Here is an 18,310-nt window from a genome sequence, read left to right on the forward strand (position 1 = left end):
ACAACCGCCCGCTACGCCTGCTCGCCCATCAACTGCTTAACTAACTCCACGCAGCGCAGAAAACGGGAGTCGTAATCCGGCTCCTCGACATGCACATATTCGATGTTGTTCTCTTCAAGCATCGACACCAGCAGCGACTGAAACTCTTTGCGATCCACTGAACTCCCGAGGCTTCGCAACCCGTCCGCCACCCACGGCGTGTTGTTTTCCAGCAGGATCACGAGATCGAAGCGGTATTCATCCACCAGCGCCTGCACAAACGGGTGCTCACGCCCTTCATACTTTTTGCAAAACGCCTGCGTGGTCACGAAATCGGTGTCGATAAACGCCACTTTATTAGCGTATTTCACCGCAAAATCAATATATTGCGCGTGACCGAGCGCGATTTTGTCGTAATCGGAATATTGCAGCGCCATCTCGTCGCCGCCGAGATGCGAAAACACATAATCGCGGCCATATTCCCAGGCGCTGGTCGTATTGAAAATATTGGCGAGCTTATTCACCAGCATCGATTTCCCGCTCGATTCGCCGCCCAGAATCGCCACCGTGCGTACAAAGAACGGCTTCACTTCGGTAGGGATGTACTCCCAGTAGCGGAACGGATTAGCGCGGATCTGCGCGCCGCTGATATTCATAAAGGTGCGTTTCGGGTCGATAATCACGGTCTCGATGCCGAGATGTTCGCGGTACTGCGGCGCGTCGGCCTCCTCGGAGGTATAGATGGAATCCGGCTCGATCCCCTTCTCCTCCATAAACGCTTTAATGCCTTCGCTCCAGACGTCCCAGCCGTGCGGATACGGCTCCATGCCCTCTTCATTAAAGGCGTGAATGCGGATGTTTTTCTGGTATTTAAAGGTCTGCAACAGCCAGCGCAGACGGTCGCTGATGGTCGGCTGCTGCGACATCGCGCTCTCTTCAAACAGCGTGCGGTCGCGCTTTTCGTCATAGCCCATGATGATATGCAGCTCATCGACCTGGCTACAGGCGCGCTGGATCAGATAGATATGGCCGGTATGCAGCGGATAAAATTTGCCAAAGACGACGCCGACGCGCTTCTGACGGCGCGGAAACTCCAGCCCCAGAAAACGGTGCAGCGCTTCGAGCTTTTGCGCGCTCGGGCTTTTGATTTTGGCGTTGAGAAGCTGGCTTAAATAACCCTTGGTCATGCCGCTGGCATCCGCCACCTGCTGCAACGTGCAGCCTTTCTGACGAATCGCGGTTTTGAGATAGTCGAATGATGACACAAGAGCCTCCTGCTGAATGAGCGTGCCGGACAGGTAAAAGATAAAGGGCGGGTCAGCCGTGCGCTACCCGCCAGAAAACAGGGATTTACTGATTATAGGTCGTCAAAAACGGCCAGCGCATCCGCCAGCTTTTTCACGCCGAAAATTTGCATGCCTTCCGGTACCTTTTTCGGCACGTTAGCGGCAGGAACAATCGCGCGGCGAAAACCGTGCTTCGCCGCCTCGGAAATACGCTCCTGGCCGCTCGGCACCGGGCGAATTTCACCCGCGAGGCCCACTTCGCCAAAGACCACCAGATCCTGCGGCAGCGGCCGGTCGCGCAGGCTTGACACCATCGCCAGCAGCAGCGCCAGGTCGGCACTCGTCTCAGTCACTTTTACCCCGCCAACGACGTTGACGAAGACATCCTGATCCGCCATTTGCAGGCCGCCGTGACGGTGCAGCACGGCGAGGAGGATTGCGAGACGGTTCTGCTCAAGGCCCACCGCCACGCGCCGCGGGTTCGCCATCATCGAATGGTCCACCAGCGCCTGAATCTCCACCAGCAGCGGGCGCGTTCCTTCCCAGACCACCATCACCGAGCTGCCAGAGGTGACTTCATCGCCACGGCTTAAGAAGATGGCCGACGGGTTGCTGACTTCACGCAGCCCCTGTTCCGTCATGGCGAAAACGCCGAGCTCATTCACCGCGCCGAAACGGTTTTTATGGCTACGCAGCGTGCGAAAACGGGAATCGGCGTCGCCGTCCAGCAGGACGGAACAGTCGATGCAGTGCTCCAGCACTTTCGGGCCCGCCAGCGAACCGTCTTTGGTCACATGGCCGACCATCACAATCGCCACGCCGCGGGTTTTCGCAAAGCGCGTCAGGTAAGCGGCGGTTTCACGCACCTGCGCGACGCTGCCCGGCGACGACTGCACGTCAGCCATATGCATCACCTGAATGGAGTCGATCACCATCAGTTTCGGCTGCTCTTCTTCCGCAATCAGGCAGATCTGCTCAATGCTGGTTTCCGAAAGCATGTTGAGATTGGTGGTGGGCAGGCCGAGACGATGCGCGCGCATCGCCACCTGTTGCAGCGACTCTTCGCCGGTGACGTAGAGCGTTTTCATCTGCTCGGCGAGCTTGCAGAGCGTTTGCAGCAACAGCGTGGATTTCCCGGCGCCGGGGTTGCCACCAATCAGAATGGCGCTGCCCGGCACGACGCCGCCGCCAAGCACCCGGTCAAACTCTTTAAAACCGGTGGAGAAGCGCGGCAGCGCTTCCAGGCTGATGTCGGAAAGCTTCTGCACTTTCGACACGCCTGCGCTGCCCGCGTAGCCGGAGAGACGTTCATTGCGCGCCGCTTGCGGCGAGGCGGCGAGGCGCACTTCCGTGATGGTATTCCAGGCATGACAGGCGCTGCACTGCCCCTGCCAGCGCGGATAATCCGCACCACACTCGTTACAGACAAATGCGCGTTTTGGAGCTTTCGCCACCTTTTACCTCTTTATTTCTGGTTAAGGCTGCCCGAAAGGATGCAGAAAACCCCCATCAGGTCAGCGTGACGGATAGTGATCTCCGTCTTTTCATTCACTTTCGGTTTAGCGTGATAGGCGATACCCAGCCCCGCCGTCTGGATCATCGGCAGGTCGTTGGCGCCATCGCCAATCGCGACGGTCTGGCCCGTCGGGATCTCATATTTTTCAGCAAGGCGTTGCAGGGTCTGCGCCTTAAACTGGGCGTCGACGATCTGGCCGGTCACTTCACCGGTAAAGACGCCGTTTTCCACCGCCAGTTCATTGGCGACCACATCGTCCAGATGCAGTTTGTCCTGCAAATATTGCGCGAAGAACGTAAAACCGCCGGAGGCGATCGCCACTTTCCAGCCCAGCGCATGCAGCTTCAGCACCAGCGAGGTGAGGCCAGGCATTAACGGGAGCGCGTCGCGCACCTGATGCAGGATCTCCGCGCTCGCGCCCTTCAGCGTGCCGACGCGCGCTTGCAGGCTGGCCGCGAAATCCAGCTCGCCGCGCATGGCGCGCTCGGTGACGTCCGCCACTTCATCGCCCGTACCGGCAAGCTTTGCGATTTCATCGATGCATTCAATCTGAATCGCGGTGGAATCCATATCCATCACCAGCAGGCCAGGCGTTTTCAGGTGCGGAATTTTGCCAAGCGGCGCGACATCTAAGCCTGAATCATGCGCCAGGCGCGTCGCGCGCGGCGTCAGCGAACCCGCAAGGCGGATCACCTGATAATCTTCCACGCACCACGCGTTAACGATAACCATCGCCGCGCCGAGCTTGTGCTGATATTGGGTCAGGCTTTGCTTATTTAAACCCCGTCCGTACAGGAGCCAGCCGCTGCGGCCAGCGTGGTAATCCAGCGGCATCACTTCATCACCGCTTAAAGAAAGGGGCAATCCAGGCCAGAGGGAGACCTCGTTTGGCAGGTCGCACCAGGTAAGACTGTTCGGCATTCAGGCTCCTGTAAATAGTATCGGGGCGGGACAAAACAACGCATGAGGCTACCTTGTCTGCGGCGCTTCTGGCAACATTAAGCTTCAAAATTTAAGCAGGTACTTTATGGCCCGGGCAAAACTCAAATTTCGGCTGCATCGCGCAGTGATTGTACTTATCTGTCTGGCGCTGCTGGTGGCGCTGATGCAGGGCGCGTCCTGGTTTAGCCAGAGCCATCAGCAGTCGCGCAATATCCAGATGGAAGAGCTCGCCCGCACGCTGGCCCGCCAGGTCAGCTACAGCCTCGCGCCGCTGATTAAGGGCGAAAACCCGGATGAAAAACGCGTCGCGGCCATGCTGAATCAGCTGACCGACGAGAGCCGCATTCTGGATGCCAGCGTCTATGACCAGCAGGGCGAACTGATCGCCCGCGCGGGCGAGAGCGTCAACGTGCGCGACCGGCTGGCGCTCGACGGCAAAAAAGCGGGCAGTTACTTCAACCAGCAAATTGTTCAGCCGGTGCAGGATAAGAGCGGCCCGGTGGGCTACCTGCGGCTTACGCTCGACACCCACAGCCTGCCGACCGAGGCGCGTCAGGTGGATAACACCACCAATATTCTGCGTCTGATGATGCTGCTGGCGCTCGCTATCGGCATCGTGCTGACCCGCACGCTGCTTCAGGGCAAACGCACGCGCTGGCAACAGTCGCCGTTCCTGCTCACCGCCAGCAGATCGGTGCCGGAAGAAGAGAGCGAGCCTGAAACGCCCGCGGACGACAAACGCGCCTGACGCCGCGTGATATAATGGGCGTTCTTCAATGCTTTAGGGAAAACGCCTGTGTCCTCTTTACGCCTGCTTATTTCCGATTCTTACGATCCCTGGTTTAACCTGGCGGTGGAAGAGTGCATCTTCCGCCAGATGCCTGCCACCCAGCGCGTGCTGTTTCTCTGGCGCAACGCCGACACCGTCGTGATTGGCCGGGCGCAGAATCCGTGGAAAGAGTGCAACACTCGCCGGATGGAGGAAGATAATGTGCGTCTGGCGCGGCGCAGCAGCGGCGGCGGTGCGGTGTTCCACGATCTCGGCAATACCTGTTTTACCTTTATGGCGGGCAAACCGGAGTATGACAAAAGCGTCTCGACCGCAATTGTGATTAACGCGCTGGCGCAGCTTGGTATTCCGGCGTCGGCCTCCGGGCGCAACGATCTGGTAGTGGAAACCGCCGACGGGCCGCGCAAAATTTCCGGCTCCGCCTACCGCGAGACGATGGATCGCGGCTTCCACCACGGCACGCTCTTGCTGAACGCCGATTTAAGCCGGCTGGCGAATTACCTGAACCCGGATAAGAAAAAGCTCCAGGCGAAAGGGATCACCTCCGTGCGCGGGCGCGTCGCCAATATTCACGATCTCAAACCCGGCGTGACGCATGCGCAGATCTGCGAGGCCGTGATGGAGGCGTTTTTCGCGTATTACGGCGAGCGGGTGGCCGCCGAGGTGATTTCCCCGGACGCGTTCCCGGATCTGCCCGGCTTTGCCGAAACGTTCGCACGCCAGAGCAGCTGGGAGTGGAATTTCGGCCAGGCGCCCGCCTTTACGCATCAACTGGACGAGCGTTTTGTCTGGGGCGGCGTGGAGCTGCATTTCGACGTGGAAAAGGGGCATATCACCCGCACACAGCTTTTTACCGACAGCCTGAACCCCGCGCCGCTGGAGGCGCTGGCGAGCCGGTTGCAGGGCTGCGTGTATCAGGCCGGCGCGTTGCAGGAGGCCTGCGAGGCGTTAGTGAGTGAGTTTCCCGCCCAGGCCGCGGAATTGCGCGAAGTGGGCGCGTGGATGGCGCAGGCGGTGCGTTAACCATTATGCGTTAAAAACCACTGGTGGGTGCGCTGCGCTTACCCACCCTACAAAACATAGCCTTTCCGTGCGTAGGGCGGGTAAGCGAAGCGCACCCGCCGTTTCCTTTGCCTTTTCCCGCCCACTAAAAAAGGGCGCCGCAGCGCCCTCTTCTTTCACTTTAAACACGCGAAAACTTACGCTTTATCGCCCAGCAGCACGGATTCCAGCGCAATCTTGATCATGTCGTTAAACGTGGTCTGACGCTCTGCCGCGGTGGTCTGCTCATGGGTACGGATATGGTCGGACACGGTGCAGATGGTCAGCGCTTTCGCACCGAATTCTGCCGCCACGCCGTAGATACCTGCCGCTTCCATTTCCACGCCCAGGATGCCGTATTTTTCCATCACGTCGAACATTGACGGGTCCGGCGTATAGAACAGGTCTGCGGAGAAAATGTTACCTACGCGCGCTTCCACGCCCAGCGCTTTCGCCGCGTCTACCGCGTTACGCACCATGTCGAAATCCGCGATTGCCGCGAAATCGTGATCTTTAAAACGCAGACGGTTCACTTTGGAATCGGTGCACGCGCCCATGCCGATAACCACATCGCGCAGCTTAACGTCTGCACGCACCGCGCCGCAGGAGCCCACGCGGATGATTTTCTTCACGCCGAAATCGGTGATCAGCTCTTTGGTGTAAATAGAGCAGGACGGGATACCCATGCCGTGGCCCATGACGGAAATCTTACGGCCTTTGTAAGTCCCGGTGAAACCCAGCATGCCGCGTACGTTGTTCACTTCGCGCACGTCTTCCAGGAAGGTTTCTGCAATGTGTTTCGCACGCAGCGGGTCGCCCGGCATCAGCACAACGTCCGCGAAATCGCCCATCTCAGCGTTAATATGTGGGGTTGCCATCTCTGTTTCCTTTTTAGTTTTTTATGTTGCCGGGCGGCGGCGGCACACCCGGCCTGCAACTGACTATCGTCAGTTAAAATAAAGCTTTGCCGTATTCCATGTCAGACAGGCCAAAGTATTTGGCGACGGTCTGGCCGATATCAGCAAAGGTATCGCGGTGGCCAAGCGAGCCCGGTTTCACTTTCGGGCCGTAGACCAGCACCGGAATGTGCTCGCGGGTGTGATCGGTGCCTTTCCAGGTCGGGTCACAGCCGTGGTCAGCGGTAAAGATGATAATGTCATCTTCGCCGACCAGCTCCAGCAGCTCCGGCAGACGGCGGTCAAACAGCTCAAGCCCGGCCGCGTAGCCCGCAACATCGCGGCGATGGCCCCAGGAGGAGTCAAAGTCCACGAAATTGGTGAAGACGATGGTGTTGTCGCCTGCTTCTTTCATCTCTTTGATGGTGGCATCAAACAGCGCGTCAAGGCCGGTGGCTTTCACTTTTTTGGTGATGCCCATGTTGGCGTAGATATCCGCGATTTTACCGACAGACACCACGTGGCCGCCCTTCTCGTCCACCAGCTTTTTCAGCACGACCGGCGACGGCGGCTCGACGGCCAGGTCGTGACGGTTGCCGGTACGCTGGAAGTTGCCCGCTTTGTCGCCGACAAACGGACGCGCGATAACGCGGCCAATGTTGTAGCCGCCTTCGGTCAGCTCTTCACGCGCGATTTCGCACAGCTCATAGAGGCGGTCCAGGCCGAACGTCTCTTCATGGCAGGCAATCTGGAAGACGGAGTCAGCGGAGGTGTAGAAAATCGGCTTGCCGGTTTTCATATGCTCTTCGCCCAGCTCATCCAGAATTACCGTGCCCGAGGAGTGACAGTTACCGAGATAGCCCGGCAGATTCGCGCGCTCCACCAGTTTGTCGAGCAGTTCCTGCGGGAAGCTGTTTTTCTCGTCGGTGAAATAGCCCCAGTCGAACAGCACCGGCACACCGGCGATTTCCCAGTGGCCTGACGGCGTGTCTTTACCGGAGGAAAACTCATGCGCCCAGGCGTACGCGCCGGTGATTTCCGCGTTGCCGTCCATGCCGGCAGGAATAAAGCCCGTCGCGCCTTCATGCGCTTTTGCAAGGCCCAGCTTCGTCAGATTCGGCAGATGCAGCGGGCCTTTACGGCCGATGTCTGCTTCACCTTTGGCGCAGGCCTCGGCAATGTGGCCAAGGGTGTCAGAACCCGCGTCGCCAAAGCGTTCCGCGTCTTCTGTCGCGCCAATACCAAAGGAGTCCAGCACCATAATAAATGCACGTTTCATATTTTCTCCGTACCTATTGCGCTGTAAAAAAGTGATCAGATCAGTATGCCACTTATTCGCTGATTCTGCGATAGACAACCGGTGACGTTTTCGCCGCCGTATCGTCAACGTTGATGGCCGCTTTAACGGCCGCCGCCGCTTCCTGCCAGCTCGCTTCGCTCTTCGCATGGATGATGGCCAGCGGACGCTCGCCGTCAACCTGTTCGCCGAGGCGCGCCATATCGGTCAGGCCGACGCTGTAATCAATGCTGTCGGACGCCTGACGGCGGCCGCCGCCCATGGCCACGACCGCCATGCCGAGCGCGCGGGTATCCATTTGCGTGACAAAGCCGGAACGGTCGGCGTAGACCGCTTTGCTGAGCGTGGCCGCGGGCAGGTAGCGATCGTAGTTATCGACAAAGTCCGCCGGGCCGTTTTGCGCCGCCACCATACGTCCGAAAATCTCCGCCGCCTGGCCGTTGTCCAGCACCTGTTGCAGCTTCGCGCGCGCTTCTGTCTCGTCTTTCGCAAGCCCGCCGGAGAGCAGCATCTCGACGCACAGCGCCATCGTCACTTCCAGCAGACGCGGGTTGCGGTAATCGCCGGTCAGGAACCGCACCGCTTCACGCACTTCCACCGCGTTACCGGCGCTGGAGGCCAGCACTTCGTTCATGTCGGTCAGCAGCGCGGTCGTGCGCACGCCCGCACCGTTCGCCACGCCAACGATCGCCTGCGCCAGCTCTTCAGAGAGCGCATAAGTCGGCATAAATGCCCCGCTGCCCACTTTCACATCCATCACCAGCGCGTCCAGCCCTTCGGCGAGTTTTTTCGCGAGGATCGAGGCGGTGATAAGCGGAATAGAATCGACGGTCGCGGTGATATCACGCGTCGCATAGAAGCGTTTATCCGCCGGTGCCAGCGAGTTGGTCTGGCCAATAATCGCCACGCCCACGTTTTTAATAATGTCGCGAAAGCGATTGTCGTCCGGGAAAATATCAAACCCCGGGATCGCTTCCAGTTTATCGAGGGTGCCGCCGGTGTGGCCCAGCCCGCGCCCGGAAATCATCGGAATGTAACCGCCGCAGGCCGCGACCATCGGGCCCAGCATCAGCGAGGTCACGTCGCCCACGCCGCCGGTGGAGTGTTTATCCACGACCGGGCCATTGAGGTTAAGGCTTTTCCAGTCCAGCACGGTGCCGGAATCGCGCATAGCCATCGTCAGCGAGACTCGCTCCGGCATGGTCATGTCGTGAAAGAAAATCGTCATCGCCAGCGCGGCGATCTGGCCTTCGGACACGGTGTTATCGCGAATGCCGTTAATAAAAAAGCGGATCTCTTCGTCGCTGAGCGCATGGCCGTCGCGCTTTTTACGAATAATTTCTTGAGCGAGGAACACGGTACCCCCCGTGAATAAGGAAGAACGATGGCGGGTCACGCGAAGCTCCCGCCCGGTAATTCAGTCGGCCTGATGGGCGAAGCGCCATCAGGCACAACGTGGCTTAGTAGCTGCTGGCGCTTTTGCCGTCGCCGTGGCCGAGCGCCTGAAGCAGGCTCGCCAGCAGGCTGGACGCGCCAAAGCGGTAGTGACGGGCATCGGCCCAGTCGGCACCCAGAAGCTCATCAGCCACCGCCAGATATTTGGCCGCATCTTCCGCCGTGCGCACGCCGCCTGCCGGTTTAAAGCCCACGGTTTTCGCCACACCCATATCGCGGATCACTTCCAGCATGATGCGGGCGCTTTCCGGCGTCGCGTTCACCGGCACTTTACCGGTTGAGGTTTTGATGAAATCGGCACCCGCTTTGATGGAGATTTCAGACGCCTTGCGGATCAGGGCTTCTTCTTTCAGCTCGCCGGTTTCGATAATCACTTTCAGCAGTACGTTCGCCGCCGCGCAGGCGTCTTTACAGGCTTTCACCAGATCAAAGCCCACCTGCTCGTTGCCCGCCATCAGCGCGCGATACGGGAAAACCACGTCCACTTCGTCTGCGCCATAGGCGATCGCCGCACGGGTTTCCGCCAGCGCGATATCGATATCGTCGTTGCCGTGCGGGAAGTTGGTGACGGTGGCGATACGGATATCCGGCGTCCCCTGCTCGTTCAGCGTCTTACGGGCGATCGGGATAAAGCGCGGGTAAATACAGACTGCGGCGGTGTTACCCACCGGGGTTTTCGCCTGATGACATAAGGCGATCACTTTTTCATTGGTGTCGTCGTCATTCAGGGTGGTGAGGTCCATCAGTTGCAGTGCACGCAGGCTGCTTTTGGTTAAATCAGTCATAACTTTCTCCAACAAAAAATGCATCTCGGGTGAGAAACTCAACACGTTGGAGCGGTCGTGGTTCCGTGAAGAAGAGCGGCGTTGTCCGCCGTCACGCTGAGATCCGTCTCACCGCACATCATTGCCATCAATGTTAAAATTCTAACACCGACAGGCAGGATGTTTTTGTGCCTTGTTTCACAAATTGCAAAGTCATCATTGCATACTTTGCGCCATTATATGTGATTAACACAACATTATGACAGTCGGATTCGTGCGCCGGAAATAAAAAAGGCTGGCGCGACACCAGCCTGAATATCACCGAAAATGTGAAAATAATAACATTCTCACATCCTGCTACAGCGCGAGAAACAGTCCGGCAATCGTCGCGCTCATCAGGTTAGAGAGCGTACCGGCCGCTACGGCCTTAAGCCCGAGCTGCGCGACTTCGTGGCGGCGGTTGGGTGCCATGCTGCCCAGCCCGCCAATCAGGATGGCGATAGAAGAAAGGTTAGCAAATCCGCACAGCGCGAAAGAGATAATCGCTTTGGTGTGATCAGAGAGCACCTGCAAGCCCGCCGCCGCGACTAGCGCGTCCTCTTTCAGGTATTCGCCGAAATTCATATATGCCACGAATTCGTTAATGATGAGCTTCTGGCCAATAAACGAGCCCGCGACCATCGCCTCATCCCACGGCACGCCGATCAGCCACGCCACCGGTGAGAACAGCCAGCCGAGGATCAGCTGCAACGACAGCTCCGGGTGATTAAACCAGCCGCCGATGCCGGAGAGCATGCCATTCAGCAGCGCGATAAGCGCTACAAACGCCAGCAGCATCGCGCCAACGTTAAGCGCCAGCTGCATCCCGGCGGACGCACCGGAGGCGGCGGCGTCCAGCACGTTCGACGGACTGTCGGGATCGCGCTGCGTGGTATCGAGCTGCGGCGCGTCGTGCGGGGTTTCCGTCTCCGGAATAATGATTTTGGCGAACAGCAGGCCGCCAGGGGCTGCCATAAAGGATGCGGCAATCAGGTATTCCAGCGGTACGCCCATCTGGGCATAGCCCGCCAGTACTGAGCCTGCCACCGATGCCAGCCCGCCGCACATCACGGCAAAGAGTTCAGAGCGGGTCATCGTGGCGATATACGGGCGCACCACCAGCGGCGCTTCGGTCTGGCCGACAAAAATATTGGCGGTCGCCGAGAGCGATTCAGTACGGGAGGTTTTCAGCACTTTACGCAGCGCGCCTCCCAGCAGGCGGATCACCAGTTGCATGATGCCGAGATAATAGAGCACCGCGATAAGCGAGGAGAAAAAGACGATAACCGGCAGAACGCGCAGCGCGAAGATAAACCCGCCGCCGCCGAACACCTCAAACATTTTGTCGGACACCAGCCCGCCAAAAAGGAACGAGATGCCGTCATTGCCGTAAGCGATGACATTCGCCACGCCTTCAGACATCGCCAGCAGCACTTTGCGCCCGGCGGGCACGTAGAGCACCAGCGCGCCGATAGCAACCTGAATCAGCCATGCACCCACGACGGTGCGAAGATTAATCGCCTTTCTGTTACTGGAGAGTGCGACCGCGATGAGAAGCAGCGCCAGCATTCCCACCAGGCCCATCAATATTTGCATACAGTATCCCTGAGATATGAGTGAATTATGTTGTCCCGCGCAGGCAGGCGGCGCGATTTAACGACAGGGAATCTGTTGAAATCCAGACGCTTTACGCTTTTTTAAACAAGCGTGGACAGTGGGTCACATTTTGAGGCGCGGAAACAGCGCGCGGGTGTTTTCAAAGAGGGTATGAGCGATAACATCCGGCGGCTCGGGGCGCAGTTCGCAGAGAACGTCAAACACGCCGTTAACGCGCTCGGGCCGGTTTGGTTGCCCCTGCCAGCCGTTCAGCGGCATATCGGGCGCGTCAGTTTCCAGCAGCAGCGCAGACAGCGGCAGCTTCGCGATGACGTCGCGCGTCTTTTGCGCGCGCGGGTAGGTAATCGTGCCGCCGACGCCGATGCGGTAGCCGAGATCCACGAAGCGCTGCGCCTGTTGCAGGCTGCCCGCGAAGCCGTGCACCACGCCGGTACAGGGCAGCGCATGGCGCTTAAGATGCATCGCGAGCTTATCGTGCGTGCGGCGCGAGTGCAGGATCACCGGCAGATCATAGCGTTTCGCAAGCCGCAACTGGGCGTCGAGTATCGCTTCCTGGCGCTCAAACAGCGGGTTTTCCATATAGAGGTCAAGCCCGATCTCGCCTATCGCCACCAGTTTGTCCGCCTGCTGTTGCAGATGATGCTCCAGCAGCGCGAGGCTCGCGTCGTTATGGTTGCCGATGACAATCGGATGCAAACCGATGGCCGCCCACAGCGCCGGATAGCGCGCGGCAAGCTCCAGTACCGTCGCGAAGCGCGCGGCTTCCACCGCAGGCACAATGATGTGCTCAACGCCTGCCGACGCCGCCTGCGCCAGGCTTTCAGCCTCGGTGCCGGTAAACGGCGGGAAATCGAAATGGCAGTGGGTGTCGATGAAGCGCCGCGTCATGCCAGATCCTCATCGCTGAACGTCGCGTCGTTCGCCTGCTCGGTTTTGACCAGCGGCGCGTCCAGCGCGTCGTTGGCAACGGTCGCCGGCGGCACCACGATGGTCGTTTCCGGTATGACAGGCGCCAGCACCTCAGCCGCCGCGGCAACCGCGGCCGGTTCAGCCACCGGCAGCACAGGGCGCGTACCGTAACGGCGCAGCGGCGGTTTGTTCACCAGCAGTTTGCCGACGGTGGCCAGGAAATAGCGCCCGCACAGACGCCCCAGTTTGTAATCTTCCATCAGCGCCGGAAGACGGCTGCCGAGCGCCATGCTGGTCAGCGCGCGGGGCGGCGAGATTTCAAAAACGCGCAGTTTGCCAGGCGGGTTTTCGATAAATTCCTGAATCTCGCGGTAGGTTTTTTCGTGGTGCTGCACCAGATTGAGCAGAGGCTGCAGGCTGCTGTCGGTCAACCAGCGTTCCATACGCTTAAACCACTGCGGCGTGTAGTACATCTGCGACGGTACGGTGCGGATAACGACAAGCGTCGTGGCACCGAGGCGCGCCGCCTCGCGCACCGGGATCGCATCGCTCACGCCGCCGTCAAAATAGTTTACGCCGTCGATATCGACGCCAGGCCGGTAAAAACCCGGAATGGCGCTGGAGGCGCGAACAATCTCCAGCCAGTTGTTCTCCTGCGGCGCGAAATAGCCAGGCGAATAGTCATCACGGCGGCAGGCGCACATATAAAACGCTTTGCCGTCGTCAAACAGCCGCATCGCGTTGCCCATATTGAGCGGCATACGCGCAGACGTGGCCTCGGTCAGCCAGTCGAGATCGATAAGATTACCGCCGCGTACAAAGCGCACCGGGTCAAAGAAATCGCGAGAGGTGGTAAAGCGGGTAATAACGCGCCGGGCGTAACCAGGCTGGTTACAGACGTAGGCTGAGAGGTTTTGCGCCCCGGCAGAGGTGCCGAGAAAGAAGTCGAACGGGTTGAATTGCGCGCGCATGAATTCGTCCAGCACGCCGGCAGTAAAGATCCCGCGCTGACCGCCACCTTCACAGACGATAGCCAGCTTACCGGGACGAAACGGTTTCACCGCCAGCGGCGCTATGCTGCCCGGCGTTACGGGAATACGTTGTCCCACCCTGCTTTCCTGTTGTTATCCGTCGCGCGCCGCGCGAACGTTTTTCGGTGCCATAAACCAGCAAAGCCAGTCACAGGGACTGGCTTTGCCGTCTGTCAGTTATCTTTTTATCACACTATGGGCGTCGACGGCCCATAAAAAGGCTAACCAGGAACAGAATAATACCCACAACAAATACGATTTTCGCTGCGCCTGCTGCGGTACCTGCCAGGCCACCAAAGCCCAGAGCGGCCGCAATCAACGCGATAACCAGAAAGATAATGCCCCAACGAAACATAAGACTCTCCTTTACCATAGTTAATCTTTATACCGCTTCTTAATGAACGCAGCGTCCACTGGCGGTGTCATCCAGCTGATAGTGCTTACCTTCCCTCCCGGCGCAAACCGGGAGAGGGGCTTGCCTGTTACGACTTCACTTTTAGATCGTTTTTGACGCTTTTCACGCCATCAACTGCTTTTGCGATGCTTTCAGCGCGCTGAGACTGTTTTTCAGACTCGACGTGACCGGAAAGCTGCACCACACCGTCGGTGGTTTCGACTTTCACATTACGCGAAGGAACGATGTCATCCGCCAGCAGTTTCGCTTTGATTTCGCTGGTGGTGGCCGCGTCACCCGCATAACCTTTCACCGACTTGTCTTTACCGTCGCGTACGTGCAGCTTGTCGCTGACAGAAGTAACGCCTTCAACGCCTTTGGCGATTTTCACCGCTTCCTCGGCCTGAGCCTGGCTTTCAACAAAGCCGCTCAGCGTTACAACGCTTTTCTCGGTTTTAACAGAGATGTCGGTGCTCTTAATCTGTTCGTCATCTACCAGCGCCGCTTTAACTTTAGCGGTGATGGCGCTATCGTCCATGAAGTTACCGACTTTATTCATAGAGCTATCGATTTTTTGCCCTGCGCTATCCGCGGTAGATTTGGTGCTTTCAACGGCGGAGTTCTCTGCGAATGCAGAAGAGGACGCCATGACAGAACCCAATACAACAGCCAGCAGAGTTTTTGAAATCTTAGTCTTGTTCATCGATTCGTTCCTGTAGTTTGCTCAGAATTTGAGCCGCAAGCCGCCACGTCAGCGGCTTTCCTAACAGCAGGCATAAGCACCGCTGATGAGTTATTCGCGCCGCGCCGGCAAGGCATCGTCAGAGGGTCAGTCAGACAGCCGTCGCGTTGCGAGAACTCAGTTATTAATATGGCAATAATAACGTTTATGATGATGAATCACCGGATGAGAAGCGCTTAGCGGCATTTCATCCCGACGACGTTGTCATCACATTGTTAAATATAGATCAGCTTCGCAAAAACGCCTGGGCAACGGCGGGAAAAATCGCCAAAACAGCTGAGAAAGCAGGAATTTAAGAACATTCCGCATGGCGGAAAAAAGGCGGGGAAACGAGGCAGGACGCGGCTTTGCCGCGTCCTGAAGGGGATTAGTGCTCGCGCGTTTTACGGAAGGTGACGTCCGGGTAACGCTCCTGCGTGAGGTTAAGGTTGACCATGGTCGGGGCGATATACGTCAGGTTGTCGCCGCCATCCAGCGCCAGCTGAACCTCGTTCTTACGCTTGAACTCTTCGAATTTCTTCGCGTCGTCGCATTCCACCCAACGGGCCGTCGCCACGTTGACCGATTCGTAAATCGCCTCAACGCTGTATTCGCTCTTAAGGCGCGACATAACAACATCAAACTGCAGCACACCCACCGCGCCAACGATCAGATCGTTGTTGGAGAGCGGACGGAACACCTGCACCGCGCCCTCTTCTGAGAGCTGAACCAGCCCTTTCAGCAGCTGTTTCTGCTTGAGCGGATCTTTCAGGCGGATACGGCGGAACAGTTCCGGGGCGAAGTTCGGGATACCGGTGAACTTCATGCTTTCACCCTGCGTGAAGGTGTCGCCGATCTGAATCGTGCCGTGGTTGTGCAGGCCGATGATATCGCCAGGATACGCTTCTTCGACATGCGAACGGTCGCCCGCCATAAAGGTCAGCGCGTCGGAGATAACCACATCTTTACCGGTACGCACCTGGCGCAGCTTCATGCCTTTTTCATATTTACCGGACACCACGCGCATAAATGCCACGCGGTCGCGGTGTTTCGGGTCCATGTTGGCCTGAATTTTAAACACGAAACCGGAGAACTTCTCTTCGCTCGCTTCCACCACGCGGCCATCGGTCTGGCGCGGCATCGGCGCAGGTGCCCACTCCACCAGACCATCCAGCATATGGTCAACGCCGAAGTTGCCAAGCGCGGTCCCGAAGAACACCGGCGTGATTTCACCGCTCAGGAACAGCTCGCGGTCAAACTCATGCGAAGCGCCTTTCACCAGCTCCAGCTCGTCGCGCAGCTGCGCGGCCAGCTCGTCGCCCACGGCCTGATCCAGCTCCGGGTTGTCCAGCCCTTTAACGATGCGGACTTCCTGAATGGTATGGCCCTGACCGGTCTGGTACAGGTAGGTTTCGTCATTATAAAGGTGGTAAACGCCTTTAAAGAGTTTGCCGCAGCCAATCGGCCAGGTGATCGGCGCACAGGCGATTTTCAGCTCGTTTTCCACTTCATCCAGCAGCTCCATTGGATCGCGGATGTCACGGTCGAGTTTGTTCATAAAGGTCAGGATCGGCGTGTCGCGCAGACGGGTAACTTCCATCAGCTTACGGGTGCGATCCTCAACGCCTTTCGCGGCGTCTATAACCATCAGGCAGCAGTCCACCGCCGTCAGCGTGCGGTAGGTATCTTCCGAGAAGTCTTCGTGGCCGGGGGTATCCAGCAGGTTAACGAGACAGTCATGGTAAGGGAACTGCATCACGGAGGTGGTAATAGAAATCCCGCGCTGCTTTTCCATCTCCATCCAGTCCGATTTCGCGTGCTGGCTGGAGCCGCGGCCTTTTACCGTACCGGCGACCTGAATCGCCTGTCCGAACAGCAGCACCTTTTCAGTGATCGTCGTTTTACCGGCGTCCGGGTGCGAGATAATGGCAAAAGTGCGGCGCTTGGCCACCTCTTGCAAATAAGGAGACAACGTCATAATCAATCTTCTGTGTAAGCGCGCGGCCAGGCGCCACGCGGCGAGTGAGCGAAAAATGCGGCTATTTTACCCATCTGCCAGGGTCAGACAATCATTGTTTACACAGCAGTTGCTCCAGTTCGCTTAACGAGGTGACCTGCCAGGTCGGGGCGATATCTTCCGGCAGCGTGCGTCCGTGGTGGTTGAGCCAGCAGGTCGCGAGCCCCGCGTTGATGCCGCCCAGAATATCGGATTCCGCCGTGTCGCCCACCATCAGCACGCGGGAGCGATCGGGGTTGCCCATTTTCTCCAGCGCATAGTCGAAGATTTCCGGGGCGGGTTTCGCCACGCCGACCTGTTCGGAGATAACCAGTAAATCAAAATAGTCGCGAAAACCGGTGCGCTCAAGACGGATCTGCTGCAGCGCCGTAAAGCCGTTGGTAATGATGCCCAGTTTGACTTTACCCTTAAGCGACGCCAGCAGCGACGCGGCACCCGGCAGCGGCGCGCAGATCTCCGCCATCGCGTTCAAAAAGGCGCTGTTCAGATCGCCTGCCGGCACGCTCAGACGGTCAGCCCAGCCCTGAAAACGCTGGTGCTGCAACTGTAACGCGCTGATAGCGCCGTTCTGGTAATCGACCCACAGCGGTTTATTCACGGCCTGATATTCGTGAAAATCCTGCTCGGTGAACGTCACGCTGTAGTCCAGGAACATGCGCTGCAGGCCGCCAAAGGCGTCGAAAGTAAACAGCGTTTCGTCAGCGTCAAAAAGAATCCAGTCCCACTTCATTACGTCACCTTTCTTGATTATCAGCCCAACGGTAGCGCCATGATGATGGCGTCTTCGCGCCCGTCGGACGTCGGGTAATAGTTGCGGCGAATCGTCGCCTCGTTAAAGCCCATGCTTTCATAAAGCGCACGCGCCGCGTGGTTGGAGGCGCGCACTTCGAGCCACAGCGTCAGCACGCCGCGCGCCTCAAGCGCCTCGATAAGATGTTCCAGCAGCGCGCGGCCCAGCCCGCGGCGCTGAAACGCCGGGTCGACCGCGATATTAAACAGCGTGGCTTCATCCAGCACGACCTGGGTAATCGCGAACGCGGCCATTTTGCCATCGACATCCAGACGCAGGTTCAGGTAGCGCTCGCCCTGGTTGCTGGCAAAGGTTTTTTCGCTCCAGGGAAAGGCATGCGCCCGCTGTTCAATCGCGAAAGCCGCCGGCAGATCAGCGCTCTGCAGTAAGGAAATCATCTTCGTGCTCGCAAATTTGTTGCCAGAGATCGGCGCGCGCCGGGCCGCTGCGCTGTAACGTTTCCAGCCCCGGCGTCACCAGCCGGGCACCGGGCAGCTCAGGTGGCGCATCCACGCCCAGACACCAGCTGTTGCAGTGGGCGTCATGCAGCATCGCCACGCGATCGGGGGTTAACTGCATCACCTGGTCGGCATCAAGCGCCAGCGCGCGCAGCACATCTTTTATAAAGGGATGCGTGAGCGGCGGCGGCTCGGCGGTCACCATGACCAGGCGAATATGAGAAGGCAGCACAATGGCAATTTCACCCAGCAGCGCGGCGGGGCGACGCAATACCCACTGGGTAATGCCCAGTTGCTGTAATCGCCAGTCTCGTCGGGATGTCATAGGAATGCCTGAATCAGTGCCGAAGGGCCGCAAATATAGCAAA

18 protein-coding genes are annotated in these 18,310 nt (G+C 58.4%); 2 read left to right on the top strand and 16 right to left on the bottom strand.

Going from position 1 to position 18,310, the window contains the following annotated elements; translation table 11 throughout:
* Positions 1–11: 11 nt before the first annotated feature.
* From nadR to serB, 3 genes are all read right to left on the bottom strand, one after another.
* Positions 12–1,244, bottom strand: a complete 1,233-nt coding sequence (gene nadR / locus CSK29544_RS01445) for a multifunctional transcriptional regulator/nicotinamide-nucleotide adenylyltransferase/ribosylnicotinamide kinase NadR (protein WP_004385876.1) — start codon at positions 1,242–1,244, stop codon at positions 12–14.
* Positions 1,245–1,336: 92 nt separating this feature from the next.
* The gene (radA, locus tag CSK29544_RS01450; protein ID WP_004385877.1) at positions 1,337–2,719 is read right to left on the bottom strand and encodes a DNA repair protein RadA; all 1,383 of its coding nucleotides are present in this window, start codon (positions 2,717–2,719) and stop codon (positions 1,337–1,339) included.
* 11 nt (positions 2,720–2,730) lie between these two features.
* Entirely contained in the window at positions 2,731–3,702 is a 972-nt protein-coding gene (gene serB / locus CSK29544_RS01455) for a phosphoserine phosphatase (protein ID WP_029039371.1), read from the bottom strand.
* A gap of 106 nt (positions 3,703–3,808) precedes the next feature.
* Between serB and CSK29544_RS01460 the strand changes: the two genes are divergently transcribed.
* On the top strand, positions 3,809–4,471 hold the full coding sequence (locus tag CSK29544_RS01460) for a YtjB family periplasmic protein (protein WP_004385879.1): 663 nt from the start codon (positions 3,809–3,811) through the stop codon (positions 4,469–4,471).
* Positions 4,472–4,519: 48 nt separating this feature from the next.
* A complete protein-coding gene (gene lplA / locus CSK29544_RS01465) occupies positions 4,520–5,536 on the top strand; it encodes a lipoate--protein ligase (RefSeq protein ID WP_007898240.1) in 1,017 nt (338 codons plus the stop codon).
* A 176-nt stretch (positions 5,537–5,712) separates the two neighbouring features.
* Here lplA and deoD read toward each other — a convergent pair whose 3' ends face one another.
* The 13 genes from deoD to CSK29544_RS01525 all read right to left on the bottom strand — a co-directional run bounded on the left by deoD (position 5,713) and on the right by CSK29544_RS01525 (position 18,267).
* Positions 5,713–6,432: a purine-nucleoside phosphorylase gene (deoD, locus tag CSK29544_RS01470; RefSeq protein ID WP_007671027.1), complete on the bottom strand. Its 720-nt coding sequence runs from the start codon at positions 6,430–6,432 to the stop codon at positions 5,713–5,715.
* 73 nt (positions 6,433–6,505) lie between these two features.
* A complete protein-coding gene (deoB, locus tag CSK29544_RS01475) occupies positions 6,506–7,729 on the bottom strand; it encodes a phosphopentomutase (RefSeq protein WP_007898244.1) in 1,224 nt (407 codons plus the stop codon).
* Positions 7,730–7,781: 52 nt separating this feature from the next.
* Positions 7,782–9,104: a thymidine phosphorylase gene (gene deoA / locus CSK29544_RS01480; protein WP_007779616.1), complete on the bottom strand. Its 1,323-nt coding sequence runs from the start codon at positions 9,102–9,104 to the stop codon at positions 7,782–7,784.
* A gap of 103 nt (positions 9,105–9,207) precedes the next feature.
* Complete coding sequence (gene deoC, locus CSK29544_RS01485; RefSeq protein ID WP_007767250.1) at positions 9,208–9,987, bottom strand: deoxyribose-phosphate aldolase; 780 nt, start codon at positions 9,985–9,987, stop codon at positions 9,208–9,210.
* A gap of 336 nt (positions 9,988–10,323) precedes the next feature.
* Entirely contained in the window at positions 10,324–11,601 is a 1,278-nt protein-coding gene (locus CSK29544_RS01490; protein ID WP_007847044.1) for a NupC/NupG family nucleoside CNT transporter, read from the bottom strand.
* 123 nt (positions 11,602–11,724) lie between these two features.
* Positions 11,725–12,510: a metal-dependent hydrolase gene (locus CSK29544_RS01495; RefSeq protein WP_004386474.1), complete on the bottom strand. Its 786-nt coding sequence runs from the start codon at positions 12,508–12,510 to the stop codon at positions 11,725–11,727.
* Positions 12,507–13,640 (bottom strand): patatin-like phospholipase family protein, encoded by a 1,134-nt coding sequence (locus tag CSK29544_RS01500; protein WP_007898255.1) that lies wholly within the window; start codon positions 13,638–13,640, stop codon positions 12,507–12,509. The genes CSK29544_RS01495 and CSK29544_RS01500 overlap by 4 nt, the downstream gene beginning before the upstream one ends.
* A gap of 115 nt (positions 13,641–13,755) precedes the next feature.
* Positions 13,756–13,917 (bottom strand): DUF1328 domain-containing protein, encoded by a 162-nt coding sequence (locus tag CSK29544_RS22230; RefSeq protein WP_002437547.1) that lies wholly within the window; start codon positions 13,915–13,917, stop codon positions 13,756–13,758.
* A gap of 127 nt (positions 13,918–14,044) precedes the next feature.
* Entirely contained in the window at positions 14,045–14,659 is a 615-nt protein-coding gene (gene osmY / locus CSK29544_RS01505; RefSeq protein ID WP_004386476.1) for a molecular chaperone OsmY, read from the bottom strand.
* Positions 14,660–15,065: 406 nt separating this feature from the next.
* Positions 15,066–16,655: a peptide chain release factor 3 gene (gene prfC, locus CSK29544_RS01510; protein WP_004386477.1), complete on the bottom strand. Its 1,590-nt coding sequence runs from the start codon at positions 16,653–16,655 to the stop codon at positions 15,066–15,068.
* Between the two features lie 91 nt (positions 16,656–16,746).
* The gene (gene yjjG, locus CSK29544_RS01515) at positions 16,747–17,424 is read right to left on the bottom strand and encodes a pyrimidine 5'-nucleotidase (protein ID WP_007866037.1); all 678 of its coding nucleotides are present in this window, start codon (positions 17,422–17,424) and stop codon (positions 16,747–16,749) included.
* A gap of 20 nt (positions 17,425–17,444) precedes the next feature.
* The gene (gene rimI / locus CSK29544_RS01520) at positions 17,445–17,882 is read right to left on the bottom strand and encodes a ribosomal protein S18-alanine N-acetyltransferase (protein ID WP_007898270.1); all 438 of its coding nucleotides are present in this window, start codon (positions 17,880–17,882) and stop codon (positions 17,445–17,447) included.
* Positions 17,857–18,267 (bottom strand): DNA polymerase III subunit psi, encoded by a 411-nt coding sequence (locus tag CSK29544_RS01525; RefSeq protein WP_007898273.1) that lies wholly within the window; start codon positions 18,265–18,267, stop codon positions 17,857–17,859. The genes rimI and CSK29544_RS01525 overlap by 26 nt, the downstream gene beginning before the upstream one ends.
* Positions 18,268–18,310: the final 43 nt, after the last annotated feature.

The organism is Cronobacter sakazakii (assembly GCF_000982825.1).
Classification (GTDB): Bacteria; Pseudomonadota; Gammaproteobacteria; order Enterobacterales; family Enterobacteriaceae; genus Cronobacter; species Cronobacter sakazakii.

Bases quoted from the DNA above. Each gene is read 5' to 3' on its own strand.
- serB (WP_029039371.1), bottom strand. From the start codon at position 3,702: ATGCCGAACAGTCTTACCTGGTGCGACCTGCCAAACGAGGTCTCCCTC.
- deoB (WP_007898244.1), bottom strand. From the start codon at position 7,729: ATGAAACGTGCATTTATTATGGTGCTGGACTCCTTTGGTATTGGCGCG.
- osmY (WP_004386476.1), bottom strand. From the start codon at position 14,659: ATGAACAAGACTAAGATTTCAAAAACTCTGCTGGCTGTTGTATTGGGT.
- CSK29544_RS01495 (WP_004386474.1), bottom strand. From the start codon at position 12,510: ATGACGCGGCGCTTCATCGACACCCACTGCCATTTCGATTTCCCGCCG.
- rimI (WP_007898270.1), bottom strand. From the start codon at position 17,882: ATGATTTCCTTACTGCAGAGCGCTGATCTGCCGGCGGCTTTCGCGATT.
- deoC (WP_007767250.1), bottom strand. From the start codon at position 9,987: ATGACTGATTTAACCAAAAGCAGCCTGCGTGCACTGCAACTGATGGAC.
- deoD (WP_007671027.1), bottom strand. From the start codon at position 6,432: ATGGCAACCCCACATATTAACGCTGAGATGGGCGATTTCGCGGACGTT.
- CSK29544_RS01525 (WP_007898273.1), bottom strand. From the start codon at position 18,267: ATGACATCCCGACGAGACTGGCGATTACAGCAACTGGGCATTACCCAG.
- CSK29544_RS22230 (WP_002437547.1), bottom strand. From the start codon at position 13,917: ATGTTTCGTTGGGGCATTATCTTTCTGGTTATCGCGTTGATTGCGGCC.
- yjjG (WP_007866037.1), bottom strand. From the start codon at position 17,424: ATGAAGTGGGACTGGATTCTTTTTGACGCTGACGAAACGCTGTTTACT.
- prfC (WP_004386477.1), bottom strand. From the start codon at position 16,655: ATGACGTTGTCTCCTTATTTGCAAGAGGTGGCCAAGCGCCGCACTTTT.
- CSK29544_RS01490 (WP_007847044.1), bottom strand. From the start codon at position 11,601: ATGCAAATATTGATGGGCCTGGTGGGAATGCTGGCGCTGCTTCTCATC.
- CSK29544_RS01460 (WP_004385879.1), top strand. From the start codon at position 3,809: ATGGCCCGGGCAAAACTCAAATTTCGGCTGCATCGCGCAGTGATTGTA.